17 protein-coding genes are annotated in these 17,527 nt (G+C 65.2%); 9 read left to right on the top strand and 8 right to left on the bottom strand.

Annotation, left to right across the window (positions count from 1 at the left end; all coding sequences use genetic code 11):
* Positions 1-6: 6 nt before the first annotated feature.
* Genes xrtA through MasN3_RS01980 form a run of 8 tightly spaced genes read right to left on the bottom strand, consistent with a single transcriptional unit; the run spans position 7 to position 9,937 of the window.
* Positions 7-1,584, bottom strand: a complete 1,578-nt coding sequence (gene xrtA / locus MasN3_RS01945; protein ID WP_281911818.1) for an exosortase A — start codon at positions 1,582-1,584, stop codon at positions 7-9.
* Entirely contained in the window at positions 1,575-2,768 is a 1,194-nt protein-coding gene (locus MasN3_RS01950; protein ID WP_281911820.1) for a TIGR03087 family PEP-CTERM/XrtA system glycosyltransferase, read from the bottom strand. Before MasN3_RS01950 ends, xrtA begins: the two co-directional genes overlap by 10 nt.
* A gap of 3 nt (positions 2,769-2,771) precedes the next feature.
* Complete coding sequence (locus MasN3_RS01955; protein ID WP_281911822.1) at positions 2,772-3,869, bottom strand: FemAB family XrtA/PEP-CTERM system-associated protein; 1,098 nt, start codon at positions 3,867-3,869, stop codon at positions 2,772-2,774.
* A gap of 53 nt (positions 3,870-3,922) precedes the next feature.
* A complete protein-coding gene (locus MasN3_RS01960; protein WP_281911825.1) occupies positions 3,923-4,807 on the bottom strand; it encodes an XrtA system polysaccharide deacetylase in 885 nt (294 codons plus the stop codon).
* Positions 4,804-5,850 carry an XrtA/PEP-CTERM system-associated ATPase gene (locus MasN3_RS01965; RefSeq protein ID WP_281911826.1) on the bottom strand — a complete coding sequence of 349 codons (1,047 nt, stop codon included), beginning with the start codon at positions 5,848-5,850 and terminating at the stop codon, positions 4,804-4,806. The genes MasN3_RS01960 and MasN3_RS01965 overlap by 4 nt, the downstream gene beginning before the upstream one ends.
* Positions 5,851-5,863: 13 nt before the next feature.
* Positions 5,864-7,441, bottom strand: a complete 1,578-nt coding sequence (locus MasN3_RS01970) for a TIGR03016 family PEP-CTERM system-associated outer membrane protein (RefSeq protein WP_281911828.1) — start codon at positions 7,439-7,441, stop codon at positions 5,864-5,866.
* Positions 7,422-8,390 (bottom strand): XrtA-associated tyrosine autokinase, encoded by a 969-nt coding sequence (locus MasN3_RS01975; RefSeq protein ID WP_281911830.1) that lies wholly within the window; start codon positions 8,388-8,390, stop codon positions 7,422-7,424. The genes MasN3_RS01970 and MasN3_RS01975 overlap by 20 nt, the downstream gene beginning before the upstream one ends.
* A gap of 17 nt (positions 8,391-8,407) precedes the next feature.
* Complete coding sequence (locus MasN3_RS01980; RefSeq protein WP_281911832.1) at positions 8,408-9,937, bottom strand: XrtA system polysaccharide chain length determinant; 1,530 nt, start codon at positions 9,935-9,937, stop codon at positions 8,408-8,410.
* Between the two features lie 426 nt (positions 9,938-10,363).
* Here MasN3_RS01980 and MasN3_RS01985 point away from each other — a divergent pair, with 426 nt between their 5' ends.
* The 9 genes from MasN3_RS01985 (at position 10,364) to MasN3_RS02025 (ending at position 17,507) form a co-directional block, all read left to right on the top strand.
* Positions 10,364-11,137, top strand: a complete 774-nt coding sequence (locus tag MasN3_RS01985; RefSeq protein WP_281911834.1) for a S1 family peptidase — start codon at positions 10,364-10,366, stop codon at positions 11,135-11,137.
* Positions 11,138-11,280: 143 nt separating this feature from the next.
* On the top strand, positions 11,281-11,895 hold the full coding sequence (locus MasN3_RS01990; protein ID WP_281911835.1) for an XrtA/PEP-CTERM system exopolysaccharide export protein: 615 nt from the start codon (positions 11,281-11,283) through the stop codon (positions 11,893-11,895).
* Positions 11,896-12,077: 182 nt separating this feature from the next.
* On the top strand, positions 12,078-12,635 hold the full coding sequence (locus tag MasN3_RS01995) for a hypothetical protein (RefSeq protein ID WP_281911836.1): 558 nt from the start codon (positions 12,078-12,080) through the stop codon (positions 12,633-12,635).
* An 11-nt stretch (positions 12,636-12,646) separates the two neighbouring features.
* Positions 12,647-12,931 (top strand): HPr-rel-A system PqqD family peptide chaperone, encoded by a 285-nt coding sequence (locus tag MasN3_RS02000; protein ID WP_281911839.1) that lies wholly within the window; start codon positions 12,647-12,649, stop codon positions 12,929-12,931.
* On the top strand, positions 12,925-13,848 hold the full coding sequence (locus tag MasN3_RS02005) for an HprK-related kinase A (RefSeq protein ID WP_281911841.1): 924 nt from the start codon (positions 12,925-12,927) through the stop codon (positions 13,846-13,848). Before MasN3_RS02000 ends, MasN3_RS02005 begins: the two co-directional genes overlap by 7 nt.
* Positions 13,845-14,939, top strand: coding sequence for a nucleotidyltransferase domain-containing protein (locus tag MasN3_RS02010; RefSeq protein WP_281911843.1), 1,095 nt, complete (start codon positions 13,845-13,847; stop codon positions 14,937-14,939). Before MasN3_RS02005 ends, MasN3_RS02010 begins: the two co-directional genes overlap by 4 nt.
* Before the next feature lie 78 nt (positions 14,940-15,017).
* Positions 15,018-15,749, top strand: coding sequence for a GAF domain-containing protein (locus MasN3_RS02015; protein ID WP_281911844.1), 732 nt, complete (start codon positions 15,018-15,020; stop codon positions 15,747-15,749).
* 213 nt (positions 15,750-15,962) lie between these two features.
* Positions 15,963-16,694 carry an N-acyl amino acid synthase FeeM domain-containing protein gene (locus MasN3_RS02020; protein WP_281911847.1) on the top strand — a complete coding sequence of 244 codons (732 nt, stop codon included), beginning with the start codon at positions 15,963-15,965 and terminating at the stop codon, positions 16,692-16,694.
* A gap of 129 nt (positions 16,695-16,823) precedes the next feature.
* Positions 16,824-17,507, top strand: coding sequence for a class I SAM-dependent methyltransferase (locus MasN3_RS02025; RefSeq protein ID WP_281911849.1), 684 nt, complete (start codon positions 16,824-16,826; stop codon positions 17,505-17,507).
* The last annotated feature ends 20 nt before the right edge of the window (positions 17,508-17,527 follow it).

Raw genomic sequence — 17,527 nt, forward strand, 5'->3', positions numbered from 1 at the left:
CGATCCTCAGTGCGCGCGCGCCTGCGCCAGGCCGCGGTCGATGGCGCCGAAGTGCTGGCCGAGGAAGGCGCGCAGGGCGGCGCGGGCGCTGTCCGCATCCTTGTCGGTGGCATCGTAGGGCGCCGCCAGCGCCAGCATGGCGCCGTCGTCGCCGCGGAACTGCAGCTTGCCCTGGGCCTGGCGCAGCTTGCCGGTGACGTTGCTCGCCGTGTAGCGGCCATCGACCCACAGCGTCTGCCAGACCAGCAGCGGTCCGCCCGGACCGTGCAGCACGGCTTCGCGCAGCGCCAGCGCCTGGCCGCCCACTTGCTCGGTGCGTCCGCGCGAGGCGGTCTCGTGGAAGGCGCTCTGTTCGCCGGCCAGCCGGTTGACGGAGCTGATCAGGCCTTTCTGCTTGCTCTGGTTGCGGTAGTACAGCAGCTGCAGCCGCACCGGCCGTCCCTCGGGCGAGCGGTAGGTGCGCAGCACCCGGGCGTCCGGCTCCATGTAGTCGACCTGCCAGTCCGGGAACGCCGCCGCTTGCGGCCAACCCAGTGCCGGCAGTGCCAGGTCGACCGGCTGCGGGTTGTGGTTGGCACGGTCGTTGTAGGCGGCGAAGGCCGGCCAGGCGGCGGCCATTGCCACCACGGCGACGGCCGCCGGCACCAGCGATCCGGCCGGGCCGCCGGCCGCCACCGGCGCCGCGGCGGACGCGGCCGGCGTGGCGGGCGTGTCGTCCTCGCGCCAGTAGCTGCCGACCCAGAACATGAGGAACATGATGATGCCGAAGAACAGCCAGCCGTAGACCAGGTGGTCGACACCGGTGGCCAGTTCCATGCCGCTGGTATGGCCGATCATCACGATGCCGTAGGCGCGCAGCCAGTTGGCCACGATCGGGACCAGGATCGCCATGCCGATGAACACGGCGCGCCGCAGGTTCGACCGGTAGGTCAGGTAGGCGTACAGGCAGCCCAGCGTGATCGAGGAGATCAGGTAGCGGATGCCGCTGCAGGCCTCGACCACCGACCAGCTGCCGGTGGGCAGTTCGAAGCGGGTGCCGTTGCGCAGCACCGGGATGCCGGTGGCCTGCACCGCCCACACCGTGAAGTCGGCGGTATGCTGGATCAGCGGGCCGACGAAGACCTCGCCGAAAGGCACCGCGAACAGCAGGAACAGCAGCGGGAAGGTGAATTTCGCCGCCAGGCGCGGGCCCAGCAGGGTGAGCGCGGCAAGCGGCATCATCGCCACGAAGGCGTACTGCATCACCACGCCGACGTCGCCCAGGCGTCCGGCCAGCCAGGCCGCGCCGGCGCCGGCCATCAGCACCAGCCCCGGCCACCAGGGCCGCGCCGGGATGCTGGCGAACCAGGCGCGCTGGCGCCAGATCAGCCACAGGCTGACCGGCAGGATCACGTAGCCGTGGGTGAAGGTCTCGGAACTGTTCCAGATCCCGACCATCGAAGCGGCCGTGCCGTAGAACAGCAGGATCGGGACCAGCAGGGCCACGGCCAGCGCGGCAATGCTGGCGCGCGCTGCCGAAGCCGGGACCGGGATGGCGGCATGTGCGGCGGCCTGGTCGATGCCAGGCGGAGGTTTCAGGAACATTCGAGTCGCTCCCCGATGCAGGCCAGGTTGCTCGGCCAGCTGTACTTGCGTTCAACCCTGGCGCGTGCGGCCAGGCCCATGTCGTTGCCGCTGCGGGCCAGCAGCAGCGCCACCGCCCCGGCGAAACCGGCGGCGTCCTGCGCCAGCACCAGTTCGCGACCGGGCTCGGCCTCGATGCCTTCCAATGCCTGCGGTGTCACCACCACCGGGGTCGCCATCGCCATCGCCTCGAGCACCTTGTTCTGGATGCCGCGCGCGATGCGCAGCGGGGCCACCGCGGCGCGCGCATGCTTGATATAGGGCCGCACGTCCGGCACGGTGCCGGTGACCACGATGTTCGGCTGCTTGGCCAGTTCCAGCACAGCGGGCGCCGGGCGCGCGCCGACGATGTAGAAGCGCAGTTCGGGGAAGCGCGCGCGCAGCAGCGGCATCGCTTCGGCGGCGAACCACTGCACCGCGTCCACGTTCGGCCAGTAGTCCATGGCGCCGGTGAACACGATGGCCTGCTCGCCTTCCTTGAAGGGGGACGGGCCGGCGGCGTCGGGCGAGAAGTACTCGGTGTCGACACCGTTGCTGAAGAAGCCGATGCGCGCATCGCTCTCGGGAGCCAGCTGGCGGAACAGGTCCGCTTCCGGCGCCGACACGAACAGCGAGGCATCGTACTGGCGCGCCACCTGGCGCTCGTAGGACAGCAGCTGGCGCGCCTCGTGGCGGTACAGCCAGCTCATCGGCCAGGATTTCTTGTCGGCGTACTGGCGCCACTTGTCCGAGTCGACGTCGCAGAAGTCGACCACGCGGCGCGCGTCCGGATACTTGTCGGCGTACTGGGCCATCGCCGACGAGAACACCAGCACCCGCTGGATCTTGTGGGCGGCGACGGTCTGGTCGACCCAGCGCGCCAAGCCTGCGTCGCGGTAGTAATCGAGCGAAAGCGAGCGGTTCTTGACCAGCGCGCCGAGGCTGCGCACCCGCGAAAGAAGCGGATTCAGGGCCGCGAAATGGCTGCTCGCGCACATCTTCTCGACGGTCGGCACGTGCTGCCAGTCGTCGGGGTCGTCCACGAACGTCGCCAGGTGCACCCGGTAGTCGCGCGCCAGGTGCTTGAGCAGGTGGTAGGAGCGGATCTTGTCGCCCTTGTTGGGCGGGTAGGGGATCCGGTGGATCAAGAGCAGCAGGTCTTCCACGTCTTATCCCAGGTTGCGCACGATGTAGGGGCCGAGGAAATTCGCCACCGGCAGCGGCAGCTTCTTCCACATCTTGATGAACAGCTGGTACTTCGGGTTCAGCGGGTTGTTGTCCGGCAGCTTGTCGGCGCCATACAGCTTGTACTCGTAGGCCAGCGGCGTGGCCGTGAAGCCCCAGTTCTTCTTGAAGTCGTAGGCGCCGGTGCCCAGTTTGCTGCGGCCGTAGTCGAAGATGCGGCAACCGCGCGCCGCTGCGGCCTGCATCAGGTTCCAGTACATGAAGTCGTTGCCGGCCACTTCGCGCGCCAGGTCCATGCCGCCACCGTAGTAGGGCACGACCTCGTCGCGCCAGTAGAAGGACAGCACCGAGGCCACCAGGCGATCGTCTTCAGTGTAGATGCTGCGCACCTCGCACTCGTCGCCGAAGACCTGCTGCAGCAGGGCGAAGTATTTTTTCGGGAACACCGGGGTGCCCAGGCGCAGCACGCTGTTGGCATAGGCCTCGAACATGCGGTCGACGTTGTCCTCGACCACGCCCTTCAGGCCCAGCTTGATCCCCTTGCGCACCATGGCGCGCTGCTTGCGCGGGATCGCGTTCAGGTTGGCCTCGTCGTCCGCGCTGATCTCCTTGCGGAAGGTGACGTACAGCTCCTTGGTGTGCCAGCTGGCGTCGTCCGGGTGGGCGCGCGTCATGCCGCGGTACTCGAGGTGGCCGACGCCCAGCTCGCGCGCCAGCTTGTCGGCGGCCTCGTCGAGCAGCAGGCGGGCGCCGTCGTCGATCGCGGCCACGCCGCCGTAGACGCAGAAAGGCATCGCGCCCAGCGAGTGGCCGAACAGGCGGCTCTTGATCTCGGCCAGCGGCAGCACGCCCTGGATCTGGCCGTCCTGCTGGACGTAGTAGAACCAGGTCTTGATGTCGAAGGATTCTTCGATGACCTTCTGCCATCCGGACAGGTGGAAGAAGGTCGCGTCCGGGCAGGAACGCACGAACGCATCCCAGCGCGCGCGTTCGTGCGGCTGCAGGAGGTGGAGGGTTTGCGGTCCGGTGGCGAGCACCGGGGCGGCGCGCTTTGCCTGTGCCGCTTCAATGATCGAGTTCATGCCGTGCTATGCCTTGTTGGTGTTGTTGTCTTGCGTCGGTGCTGCTTGGGTGTTTATCGTCGGTCGAGGAAGATGCGGTCCATGCGGTCCCAGGCGAAGTCGCGGGCCAGCTGCTCGAGGCGGCCTTCCATGCGCTCGATGTTCACGTAATGGCGGAAGCGCGACTTGGCGTCCAGCCCTTGCGGGCGCGGCTGGCCCGGATCGAGTTCCCAGGGATGGAAGTAGAACAGGGCCGGCTGGCGGTCTTCGCGGTTCACCTTCTGCATCATCCAGCGCGACAGCGCGTAGGGCAGCAGGCGGAAATAGCCGCCGCCGCCGGCCGGGAGGTTGCGGCCCAGCATGTTGACCGTGGTGACCGGGACTTCCAGCAGGCCGTCCGGGCCATGCGGGTAGAAGGCGAAGCGCGGCGCGTCCGGCATGCCGTAGTGGTCGTGGGCGATCGGGTAGATGCTCGAGCTGTAGCGGTAGCCGGCTTCCTGCAGGGCCTCCAGCGCCCACAGGTTGGCATGGCCGATCGAGAAGCTCGGCGCGCGATAGCCCAGCACGGCCTGGCCGCCGATGTCTTCCAGCAGCGCCTTGCTCGACCGGATGTCGTTGTCGAACTGGGTCCGACTCTGGTCGGAGGCGCGCAGGTGGCCGTAGCCGTGGCTGGCCAGTTCGTGGCCGGCGGCGACGATGTTGCGCACCATGCCTGGATAGCGCTCGGCGATCCAGCCCAGGGTGAAGAAGGTGGCCTTCACGCCGTGGCGTTCGTAGATGGCCAGGATGCGCTCCATGTTGGCCTCGACCCGGCATTCACGGGTGGGCCAGGAATCGCGGTCGATGTAAGGGGCGAAGGCCGAGACCTGGAAATAATCCTCGACGTCGCAGGTCATCGCATTCCTGATGCGCTCGCCCGGGGCAGGGGCGGGGCGGGCTACGGGTTCGTAGGGCTTCATTCCTGGTTGTCCATGTGCTGGGGCGCGGCACCCTGGGGCGTGGCGACGATTTTCTTCAGGATCGACAGTACCGAGACGATCGACTTCTCGAGGCGCATCATGCGTTCGTCGAGCACTTCCACGCTGGCGCCGCCGCTGTTGGCGCGCCTGTCGCCCATGCGGGTGTCGATGGCGCGCAGCTCGCCCTCGGGCAGGGCGCCGGCGTCCGGCGTGCCCATGGCCTCGGGAAGCTCGTATTCCTCGGCGATGTCGCGCACCACGGTGGTGATGTCGGCTTCGCCGAAGGCGTGCATCTCTTCCAGGTAGCCCATCAGGAGCACCCGGTCCATCAGGGTATTGGTCTTGCGCGGGATGCCGCCGCTGTAGGCATAGATCGCCGCATGCGCGCCGTCATCGAAAGCGGGGTCGCCCTGCCAGCCGACCGTGGACAGGCGGTGCTCGACGTAGGCGCGGGTTTCCTGCGCATCCATCGGGCCCAGGTGGTAGCTGGCGATCACGCGCTGGCGCAGCTGCTGCATGCCGGGGCTGTGCAGGGTGGCGCGGAACTCCGGCTGGCCGAGCAGGAAAGTCTGCAGCAGCGAGCGGTCGTCGGTCTGGAAGTTCGACAGCATGCGCAGTTCCTCGACCGTGCGCGCGTTCAGGTTCTGGGCTTCGTCGATCACCAGGAGGGCGCGCTTGCCCTGGCGGTCGACGCCGCGCAGGAACTGTTCCAGGCGGTTCAGCAGCTCGGCCTTGCTGGCGCCTTCGTACGGCAGGCCGAAGCTCGACACCACCATGCGCAGGGTGTCCTCCGGATCGAGGCTGGTGTTGACGATGTGGGCGGCGACGATCTGGTCGGTCGGAATCTTGTTGAGCAGGTTGCGCACCAGGGTGGTCTTGCCGGCGCCGACTTCACCGGTAATGACGATGAAGCCCTCGCCTTGCGACAGGCCGTACTCGAGGTAGGCCATGGCGCGCTTGTGGCCCTTGCTGCCGAAGAAGAAGTGGGGGTCCGGGCGCAGCTGGAAAGGCTTGACGGACAGCCCGTAGTAAGTCTCGTACATCGCTTGCGGCTCCTTAAAGCTGGGCGGACAGGCTGGCGGAAATGGAATGCTCTTGGTATGGACCGGTGCTGCGGCCGGAGAAACCGACCGAGCCGGTGCGGCGCTGCAGGTCGACCGTGGCACGCAGCTTGCGGCTGAGCTGGTGGTTCAGGCCAATGCGGAAATCGCGGCGGATGTCCTCGATATCGGTCGTCAACGACAGGCTGCGCGACCAGCCGAAAGCGGCTACCGCGTTCGTCCGCGCGGTGAGGCGGTAATCGAAAGTTGCGCTCGCGCCCTTCTGGCGCACGTTGTCGTTACGTGAGCTGAGCTGGTTGCCGAGCAGGATGCTGTCGTTTTCCTGGCTCGACAGGGCGATGCGCTCGCTGCGCGACACGGACAGGATGCCGGTGGTGCGCGCCAGCTTGAACGCCATCGATCCCTGCAGGCTGCGCTGGCGGAAATAGCGGTTGCTCAGGAAGTTGACGTCGTTGGCCAGGCTGGGAGGCAGGCCGGTGTTCTGGATGTAGGCGGCAATGGCTTCGCGCCGCGCCGCCGGGTCCGGGATGGCGGTGGCGAACAGACGGTCCAGCAGCGCGCCGGTGTCGACCGCGGAGGGCAGCAGGAACTCTTCGCGCGCGGTGGTAATGCCGTCGTCGTAGGCGACGTTCCAGGTCGTGCGCCGGCTTCGGTGCACCAGAGAGAATGCACCGGTCTGGCCGTAGAAATGGCGGCCGAGGGATGCGCTCATGCTGGTGCGCAGCGAAGGGTTCCAGTCGAAGCCGTACGACCAGTTGCGGCCCTCGCTGTTGCCGCCGCCCAGGGTCGGAAAACGATAGCGATCGTAGCCGACCTGGGCCGTCAGGCCCATGCGCGGGGTAAGGACATAGCGCAGCTTGGCGCTGGCGACCTGGCTCGAAGTCTCGCCATTGAGCGAATCGTCCAGTTCCTGGTGCAGGTAGCTCAGGCCCCAGCCCACTTTGGCGAACGCGGCGCCGCTGGACAGGCTGGCGGCGATGCTGTCGCCGGTGGTGGTAGCGAAACCGCGGGTGCCGCCGCCCTCGACCCGGTCGCGGGTATAGCGCAGCGACAGCGCGGCCTGCTGGCCGTAGCGCTGTTCGAGATGGGGGCTGATGCGCCAGGTTTTGACCTTGGCCTGGTTGGACGCGAGCCAGGGAGCGTCCTCGACCCGCGGGCCGAAGGCGGAAATATTGTTCGGCCGCGCTGAAGCACTGGCGTCGACGTACAGCAGGTCCTGTGCCAGCGTCGCACGTCCGGATAGGTCGTATTCGAAGCTGTGGTCGACCCTGTCGCGCAGGTCCTTGTCGCGGTAATCGAAATGGCGCCATTGCGCCGTGCCGTTCAGGAGCAGGCGCGGACCGGTCTTGGCGAAGCTCACGGAAGGGGCGAGTTCGCTGATGAACTGCGAGCGCTTCAGCGCGTCGCTCTCCTGCCTGAAATTGTCGGTGTAGCGCTCGGTCAGCGTCAGCGCGGGCACCACGCGCCAGTCGGCGCGGCATTCGGAAGCGAACAGCATCGCTGCGATTGCGAGCGGCGCCAGGCGCGGCATGCTCGCCACGCTGGCACGGAGCTCACCCATAGTGGTAGTCATACGTTTCTTCGATGCCCGGGATGTCCCTGGTCTTGTTGTAAATGAGGTTCACGTTGGGGCAGCCCTCGAGCTGGCGCAGTGCTTCGCCGACCGCGTGCTGCGTGGTCTTCTGGGCTTCGACCACTACCACGATCTGGCCCATGTGGCTGGCCAGGGCGCGTGCTTCGCTGGTGAGCAGCAAGGGCGGCGAGTCGAAGATCACGACCCGGTCCGGATAGCGGTTGGCGATCTCCTGCACCAGGTTGGCCATGGACGAACTGGCAAGCAGTTCGGTGGCGCGCGGGGTGCTGGTGCCGGCGGCAAGGATGCTCAGGGTGTCGACGTTGGTGCGCAGCAGGACGTCGGAGACGTCGAGCTTGTCGTCCACCAGCAGGTCCATCAGGCCGCGCTGTGCCGGCAGGCCGAGCGTGCTCAGCACCGAGGGGCGGGCCACGTCGGCGTCCACCAGCAGCACGGTATGGTCGAGTTCCATGGCGATGCTCATCGCCAGGTTGATGGCGCAATAGGTCTTGCCTTCGCCCGGCAGCGAGCTGGTCATCATGATCAGGTTGGCCGGGTTCTCGCGCGGCTTGCGTTCGCCGAAGGCGCGCTTGAGCAGGGGGCGCTTGATGATGCGGAAGTCTTCCACCAGCGAGGTGCGGCCGCCGGCGGCGGTCACCATGCCGCTGGCGCGCATCTTGGCCAGGTCGAGTTCTACCTTGCGGGTCTGGCGCCGCGGCGCAGCCTCCGCTTCGAGGACTGGCGCGGCAGCCGCTTCGAAAGCGGCCGGCGCCGGGGCGGCGGGAGGCTGCGGCGGCAGGACCGGCGCTCCGGCGCCGACGGGTTCGAGGACTTCGAGGTCGGCCGTTTGCACGGCGTGCGATACGGCCAGTTGCGCCGGCACCTGGACCGGCCCGGCCTGGCCGCGTTCCTGGTCGATGCGGCGCGCCGCTTTTTCGATAATGCTCACGTCTGCTCCTTGATCGGTTACAGGCCCGGGCGGACCAGGATGGTGGTCACGCCGGCGCCGTAGATGGCCAGCAGCAGCGCCACGGCGGCGCCCAGCGCAATCAGGCGGCGCTTGCGGCGGACGGTCTGCTGTTCGGTCCAGTTCATGCTGATCGAGCCGAGGATCGGCAGGCCGGTCACCTCGCGCAGGCTGGCCTGGCTCAGGAAGGTCGGACGCAGCTGGCTCAGCAGGAAGGCCGAGGCCAGGCCGGCGACCAGCGCGCCGACGAAGACCAGCGAGAACAGGCGCAGGCGGTTCGGGCCGGACGGCAGCAGCGGCGCGGTCGGCGGGTCGATCACGCGGAAGGTCAGCATGTCGGTGGCGGAAGACAGGTCGCCCGACAGCTTGGCCGATTCGCGGCGTTGGACCAGCTGCTGGTAGTTCTCGCGGTTGACCGCGTAGTCGCGGTTGAGCTGGGCCAGCTGGGCCTCGATCTCCGGCGCCTGGCTGCTCTGGGCGCGCAGGCGCGCCACGCGTGCCGTGTGTTCGCTGACCCGCGCCTGCAGCGAGGCCACGCGTGCCTCGGCTTCCGACAGCGCCACGTTCATCTGCTGCAGCATCGGGCTGTAACCGGCGCCCGGATCGGCACTCGGCTTGCGGTTCTTGGCCAGATCCTTCTTGCGTACGATCAGCTGATCCAGGAGGCGGGCGTTGGCGATGATGTCGGGATGCGCTTCGGTGTACTGGGTGCGCAGGCCGTCCAGGGTCTTGGTGACCTCGGCGATGCGCGCTTCGAGTTCCGGGTCGGTGACCGGCAGCGGCGCGGTCTCGCCCGGGGCGGCTTCGCCGGCGATGCGGCGGCGGATCGCGTTGCGTGCCTGCTCGGCTTCGGCCAGTTCCAGGCGCGCCGTGTTCAGCGCTTCGTTGGCGGCCATCATGCGCGAACCGAAGTCGCCGCCTTCCGACGGCAGCATGCCCAGGTTGCGGATCTTGAATTCCTTCAGGCTGTTCTCGGCCGCGGCCAGCTTTTCCTCGTAGTTGCGGATCTGGTCGTCGATGAACTGGACCGCCTTCTCGGAATCCTGCTTCTTGCCGCCGAAACTGCCTTCGACGAACATGGTCAGCAGCGCCTGCACCACGTCCTTGCCCAGCTTCGCATCGGGGGCGGTGTAGCTGATGGTATAGATGTCGTCGCGCTCGGTGCCGCCGATCTTGATCTTCTCCATCAGTTCCTCGACCATTTCGTCGTGTTCCTTGGCGTTCTTGGCCTTGACGTCGAGGTCGACCATGCGCATGACCTTTTCCACGTTCGGACGGCTGATCAGGGTGCGGCGCATGTACAGCACCTGCTGGTCGAGGTTCGGCAACGTGGTCATGCCGGACAGCAGGGGCTTGAGAATGCTCTGGGTATCGACGTAGACGCGCGCCGACACTTCGTACTGGTTGGGCAGTTTCATGACCACCACCCAGCCCGCGATGGCCACGGCCCAGGTAATGAAGACCGCGTGCCAGCGGTATTTCCCAATTGCCTTGAGGAAGTTAAGGATTGCGGCTGTGATATCTGCCATGTCGTGGATTCTCGCCTAAGAGATTGCCCTTGAGTTGGCAAGCTCATCAATCAATAAAAGTGTCAAATAGTCTGCATGATCGCTTGTTGACTGAGCAATTGCAATTGCGGGTCGGAAAAATAGTCGACGGACACGACAAAAATGGTGGTCCATGCAACACAAATTCCCGATCACAACGAATATTTGACGGTTTTTCTATGAATTTAATGCTGAAATGTTACTTAATCGCAACATTTTGCCGTGGAAATGCTGTTGCTTGGCGCATTGTCCTGCCACTGCATCCCGCGGCTCGCGTACACTCATGGCCGTTTCTTTAATGAAAATTGCCCTGTGTCAAATACGTATTTTAATGTCGGAAAGACAAAAATGCCCACACGATTGATTCTTTTTCGAAACCTCGCTGGCGCGTCCCAAACGGCCCGGAGAATGGTGTCGAAAGTGGCCCTGCACACCCTCGTCCTGGCCGTCGCGGCTGTCGCCATGCTGCCGGCCAAGGCGCAGAACCTGCCGCGTACGGTGGCGCAAATCAAGCCTTCGGTCGTCGGCGTCGGCACGCTGCTCAAGACCCGCCAGCCTGCCGTCGTGTTCGTCGGCACCGGCTTCGCCGTCGGTGATGGCTTGAGCATCATTACCAATGCGCACGTCATTCCGAAGCAGCTGGATGAGGCGCGCAAGGAAGAGCTCGGCATCGTGATCGGCGGCGAGGGCGAGGCCGCCAGTTTTCGTCCGGCCCGCCTGGTCGCGCTGGACGCGGAGCACGACCTGGCCCACCTGCGCCTGTCCGGCGCGCCGCTGGCCCCGCTGGCGCTTGCCGGTGACGACGGCGTGGCCGAAGGGCAGGAGCTGGCATTCACCGGCTATCCGCTGGGCATGCGCCTGGGCCTGCATGCGACAACCCACCGCGCGCTGCTGGCGGCGATCACGCCGGTGGTGCGGCCTTCGCTGAATTCGCGCCAGCTCGACGCGCGCGCGATCGCCCAGCTGCAGCGCTCGGCCTTCCGCATCTATCAGCTCGACGGCACCGCCTATCCCGGCAACAGCGGCAGCCCGCTGTTCCGGCCCGACGACGGTAGCGTGGTCGGGGTGATCAATATGGTATTCCTGAAGGGCTTGAGGGAAAGCGCGGTGTCCGACCCAAGCGGCATTTCCTACGCGATCCCGGTGCGCCATGTGCGCGAGCTGTTGCAGCGCCCGCACTAACCAGCAAGCGGCAAGTACGCCACAAGTATTTCAATTGTGCAGGTGTTGCCGAAGTGCTATGGTATAGAATTATGCTCAACAATATTGCATGCATGCCGTAACCGACGCCATGCCAACCCGAGGATTTTGACGTGAGCACGAACATGACCCCTAAGATCAAGCGCGCGGCCCAGGCTGTCGCGATCAGCTGCCTGTTCATCCTGGGCGGCTGCGCCACTACCCTGCCGGCGCTGCCTTCGGCCGAAGTGGTGAACCCGGAATACCTGATCGGTCCGGGCGATGCGATCAATATCATCGTCTGGCGCAATCCGGAAGTGTCGATGTCGGTGCCGGTCCGTCCGGACGGCAAGATCACCACGCCGCTGGTGGAGGACCTGCCGGCCGCCGGCAAGACCTCGACCCAGCTGGCGCGCGACATCGAAGCCGCGCTTGCCAAGTTCATCCAGCAGCCGGTCGTCACTGTGGTGGTCACCAATTTCGTCGGCGGCTACGGCGAGCAGATCCGCGTGATCGGCCAGGCGGCACGTCCGCAAGCCCTGCCATATCGCAAGGACATGTCGCTGATGGACGTCCTGATTGCCGTTGGCGGCGTGACCGAGTTCGCCGCCGGCAACCGCGCCAGCGTCATCCGTACCGTGGACGGCAAGCAGCAGAAATACGGGGTGCGCCTCGACGACCTGATCAAGGATGGCGACATCTCGGCCAACATGACGATGCGTCCGGGTGACGTGCTGGTCATCCCCGAAAGCTTCTTCTGAGTCTGTCGAGAAATCTGACACAGCACGCCGAAATCTCGCTAGACTGCATGCGTAAGGGATGAGCAGCCCGCGCTATGCACTTGTTTTATAGTGAGTTTTGGCGCAAATGATGCAACACGGTACGTTTCTTGCTTGAATGAAACGAGCCGTTGGGGCAAACCATCAATGTGAGGATAGACACCGTGTCCACCGAAGACCAAGCAGGGCGCGCCGAGCCGGCCGCGCCGATGACCCCGCAAGGCGCGGCGCGTCGCCGCCTGGCGAAGGCCGGGCTCGGTGCGGCCGGCGTGCTGTGGACCACCCAGGCCAGCGCTACCCGGGTATGTGTCTCCGCATCGGCCGCGTTGTCCAGCGGCCTGCTCAGCAAAAAACCGAATGCCACGGCCGTGAGCTGCGCAGGCAGGTCGCCAGGCTACTGGAAGAACCACGGCGGCTGGCCGGTCGCGACCGACACCCTGTTCAGCCGCATCTTCAGCTGTTCCGAGGCGAATGACGGCACCTATGGCTCGGCAACCTTGCTGCAGCTGGTGGAGGGCTGTAAATTCGACAAGTACAATCTTGGCATGCACCTGGTGGCGACCTACCTGAACGTGAAGCAGGGCTGGACCAGCTACCTCTCCGAGCGTACCCTGCTGCAGATGTGGGCTGAGCTGCAGAGCACCGGCCATTACCAGCCGGCCAAGGGCGTTTACTGGGATGCCGAAACCACCAAAAAATACCTCGCGTCCACCCAGGGTTGAGGATGCGTGATGTGGCAGTTCCGGCATGGCGCCTGGCGAGCGGACAGGCGCTTGCTTACCGCAGCTGGGACGACGAAACCGTACTGTACAACGACCTGTCCGGCGCCACCCATCTGCTGGGGCCGGCCGCACTGTGCCTGCTCGAATCCCTGCGTCCCGGACCCGCCTCCAGCGCCGCGCTGGCCTCGACGCTGCAGGCCGAATTCGATATCGCCGGCGAGACCATTGGCGCCGAGCTGGAAGCACTGCTCGGTGAACTGTCGCGCCTCGGCCTGATCGAGCCCTGCCCATGCTGACGCTGGCCAGCCTCGGCCGCGCGGAGATGCTGCGCCGCCTGTCCCTGTCGGGCCCCGGCCTGGTGCTGCGCACCGGTCCTTTTCGCAACCGCATCCGTACCGACATTGCGCACCTGGCCGATGCGATCGCATTGCTGTATGCCAACTATCCGGTCGATGGCGAGGACGGTTTCGCCGATTTCCAGCTCAGCTTCCGCCGCTCGGGCGGTCCGCGCCGCTGGTACCGCCCGCAGGTGCGGTTCGATGCGGACGGCCGGGTGCCGTTCCAGCCGCTGCCGCTGGACCAGGCCTTCCCGATGTTCGAATGGGTGATGAACTGGTGCGTGTCGCACCACGCGCACGGCTACCTGATCATTCATGCCGCCGTTCTCCAGCGCGGCAACGCCGGCGTGATCCTGCCGGCGCCGCCGGGTTCCGGCAAGAGCACCCTGTGCGCGGCGCTGGCCAGCCGCGGCTGGCGCCTGCTGTCGGACGAGCTGACCCTGGTCAGGCCGCAAGACCTGGCGCTGCTGCCGCTGGCGCGTCCGGTCAGCCTCAAGAATGCGTCGATCGGCGTGCTGCGCGATTATGCCCCGCACGCCCTGTTCGGCCCCGAAGTCCATGGCACCACCAAGGGCACCATCGCCCACATGGGGGCGCCGCGCGCCAGCATCGCCGCCGCCGCCGAACCGGCGCGTGCGACCCATGTCGTGTTCCCCAGGTACGAAGCCGGTACGCCGCCCAGCCTGGCGCCCCTGGCGAAAGCGCGCCTGTTCACCGGCATGGTCGACAACGCCTTCAATTATGCGGTGCTGGGGGCGCAGGGTTTCGACGTCCTCGGCCGCCTAGTCGAGGGCTGCAGCGGCTATACGTTCAGCTATGGCCGGCTCGACGATGCCATGGCCGTGTTCGACGGTTTCGCGGACGGTCCGGCATGAAGCGATTGCCCCTGCTGGTCGAGGTCCTGCGCGATCCGGCGCGGGTCGGCAGGCTCGGCCTGGCCGATTGGGACCTGCTGCTGCGCCAGGCGGTGAATGCCAGCCTGGTCGCCTCATTGGGAGCCGACCTTGCCGAAGCAGGCCTGCTGGCGTCGGTACCGCCGGACGCGCGCCGGCACTTCGAGTGGGCTGACGTGACGCTGCAGGCGCACCAGCGCGCCGTGCGTTTCGAGGTGGACCAGATTCGGCGCGCCCTGGCCGGCCTCGACCTGCCGCTCATCCTGCTGAAAGGGGCGGCCTATGCGCTTGCCGGACTGCCGCCGGCACAAGGGCGTATTTTTTCCGACGTCGATATCCTGGTGCCGAAGGAGCGTATCGGCGAAGTCGAGGCGGCGCTGATGCTGCACGGCTGGGCAGGCGTCAAGCAGGATCCGTACGACCAGCGCTACTACCGGGAATGGATGCACGAGCTGCCGCCGATGGAGCACGTCCAGCGCGGCGGCGCCATCGACGTGCACCATGCCATTCTGCCCGAAACGGCGCGTGCGCGTCCGGATCCGGCCCTGCTGCGCGCGGCGGCGCAGCCGCTTCCCGGCAGCGACAATCTCTGGATACTGGGACCGCATGACCTGGTGCTGCACAGTGCGGTGCACCTGTTTTCCGAAGGCGAGACGGACCGTGGACTGCGCGACCTGCTCGACTTGCACCGGCTGCTGCTGCACTTTGGCACGGCGCCCGGCTTCTGGGAGGGATTGGCGGCGCGTGCTGTCCAGCTGCAGCTGGCGCGGCCGCTGTTCTATGCGCTGCGCTATTGCAGCCGGTTGCTCGGGACCCCGGTGCCGGCGGCGACCCTGGCCGCAGCCGAGGCTACCGGCCGACCTTCTGCACCCCTGCTGGCCCTGATGGACCGCATCTTCATGCGTATCCTGGTGCCGCAACATCCGAGCTGTGCCGACCGCTTCACCCCCTTGGCGCAGGGCGCACTCTACCTGCGCGGCAATTGGCTGCGCATGCCGCTACTGATGCTGGCGCGCCACCTGTTTCACAAGGCGTTCATCTCACCCAGGACGCCCAACGCCGAGCAAGTCTGACAACACATCTGGTTTCAATTGCATGACTTTAATGAAATGTGTTGAAATTGGGCGAACACACCCTTGCTCGAGGAAAGCATGCAGGCAGCGTCCATTCCCCTGATCCGTTTGCAGGCCTTGCAGCAAGCATTGGCATACTGCCCTGAACAAGATAGCCTCCAGGATCAGGTCGCGCTCGCGGCCGGCCTGATCGGCGCGGCAAGTTGTTCGCTCATGCTATTGGGAGGCAAGGGGGAGGGCGAGTCGTGCATGAGCATCCATGCCCACCACGGTCCCTTGCCCAATGCCGCACTGCAGGCCGCCATCCGGCGTGGCGAAGGTATTTCCGGCCGGGTGCTGGAAAGGGGAAGCGCACTGCTGGTCCCGGATATCCGGGAGTCTGAATTCGCATCGTTTGCACGGCGCGGGACGGCACTGGGATGCAGCCTCGTGTGTGCCCCAATCCATGTGGAGGGACGCATCGTCGGGGTCATCAATGCCGCCAACGGCAAGGACAGCGCTGCCTTCGACGAGGCGGCCTTGTGCCTGCTCCAGCTGTTCGCCTCGTTCCTGGGCAGGTATCTGGAAATACATCACTTGCGCCACCTGCTCGGCTCACGCTTCGCCCAGCTGGCGATGCTCCAGGAGACGGCGGGCGAGCAGCCTGGAACGGACCGGCTGGCTTACCACCAACCCGAACAGGTCGCCAGGATCCTGGCGCGCTCGTTTTTCCGTGAAATGTACCGTGCCGGCTTTGGCTCGGCCCAGATCCTCTCGGCGGCGTCCGAACTCATCGGCCAGCTCAATCGCGACATCCAGCAGGACCATTGAACTACGCAAGGCCTGTCGGCGTGTCGGTGATCCAACAATATCGGCTTATACAAGCATCTCCACCGTCCAAGGGGTGGAGACGCCATATGCTGTTCGATATGATGAAGATAAAATTCTTTAGCACAATTTGTTGCCAATTTAGAATTTCCGATGCTATGATATGAGGCAGTCCCGGCTGCGGCAAGACGCGTCCATCCCGCCAGGAGAGTACACATGTTCGACACCGTCACGACAGAATCGGTCAGTCCTGGCAGCATTGCTGACAACGGGGAAGATGCGTACGCGGCGAGCATTGTCGATGTCACCATCAATGAAAGCGTATTCGGCATCCGTGCCGCCGACGTCGACGAACAGCGCAGTTCCGCCAGTATGCTCATCAGCAAGATGTATGCATGGCGCGGCTATAGCGGCAACCATCAGATCGGCAATGACCCGAACCGGATTACCCTGACCGCTTCGAACAAGAGTGGCGTCATCGGTACACTCAGCCTCAACCTCGATTCCGAAGTCGGCCTGCTCTCCGACCAGGTATTCCGGGACCATATCGATCCCTACCGTGCCCAAGGCAAGGTGTGCGAGATTATCAAGCTGGCCTTCGATCCGTCGGTCAAGTCCAAGGCCGTGTTGGCATCGCTGTTCCACGTGGCCTTCATCTACGCCAGGGACTTGCACAAGTGCAGTGATATTTTCATTGAAGTCAATCCGCGCCACCGCCGCTTTTATGAAGCGATGCTCGACTTCAAGGTGGAGTGCGAGTCGCGGCCGAATCCGCGCGTCGACGCGCCGGCGGTCTTGTTGCGGGGGCATATCGCCCACGGTACCCAGCGCATTGCCGAGGTGGCGGGAAAGGGCGACCACGCGGTCGGCGACCGCTCGCTGTTTCCCTACTTTTTTTCGCCGCGCGAAGAGGCCGGTATCATCGGGCGCCTGAAACGCATCGGCTGAACCCTGCCCCCTCTGGGTGGGCTAGTTGAACAACAATCCCTCCCCGGCAGACATCTGCAGCTTGCTCCCAAGTGCAGAAACTCCTATATTCACTTTCTTCTTTTCACCATCTCACAGCAAGGAATGCCCATGACGATCGGTAAAACCCGGGATGAAATCGCCGAAGCCTATTCATCCGAGCCGTGGTGGTACGACATCCGCGGTTTCTTCATCCTCACGTTTGCCTATAACAGCACGATCGGCACCCAGATGCGTTTCTTCGGCCCGAACTTCGGCCCCGACCATCTGGAGGTTGCCTGCGGTACGGGCACGCTGCTGGAAATGATCCTCAACTGGCGCTGCCGCCGCAAGCTGCCGAAGGTGAACGTGGTCGGCATCGATTATGCGCCATCGATGCTGGCTGGCGCTAAAAAGCGCTTCGCCAAGGATCCGCAAGTAAAGGTGCAGCACGCCGATGCGGCCGACCTGCCTTTCCCGGAGAACCACTTCGATACGGCCAACATCGCCAATTCGATCCACTGCTTCCCGACCGTCGACGGCGCCCTGCGCGACATTCTGCGCGTGCTCAAGCCGGGCGGGACGCTGGCGGCCAACGTGCTGCTGTATCCGAGCGGCTTCGCACCGCTGCGTTGGGCCGCGCAGAAGATCAATGATTGGGGGATCAAAAAAGGCATCCTGTATAGCCCTTTCCATGTGGAAGAGATCCGTGCCAAAGTCCTCGACGCTGGATACCAGATTGCTAGTGAATTTAACTCAGGAAATACTTGGAACGTGGTGTTACGCAAGCCTATGCAGAACCCTTCCGCTAGGTAACATTTTGTTGTCGAGATTTT

This window comes from Massilia varians, from assembly GCF_027923905.1.
Taxonomy (GTDB): Bacteria; Pseudomonadota; Gammaproteobacteria; order Burkholderiales; family Burkholderiaceae_D; genus Telluria; species Telluria varians_B.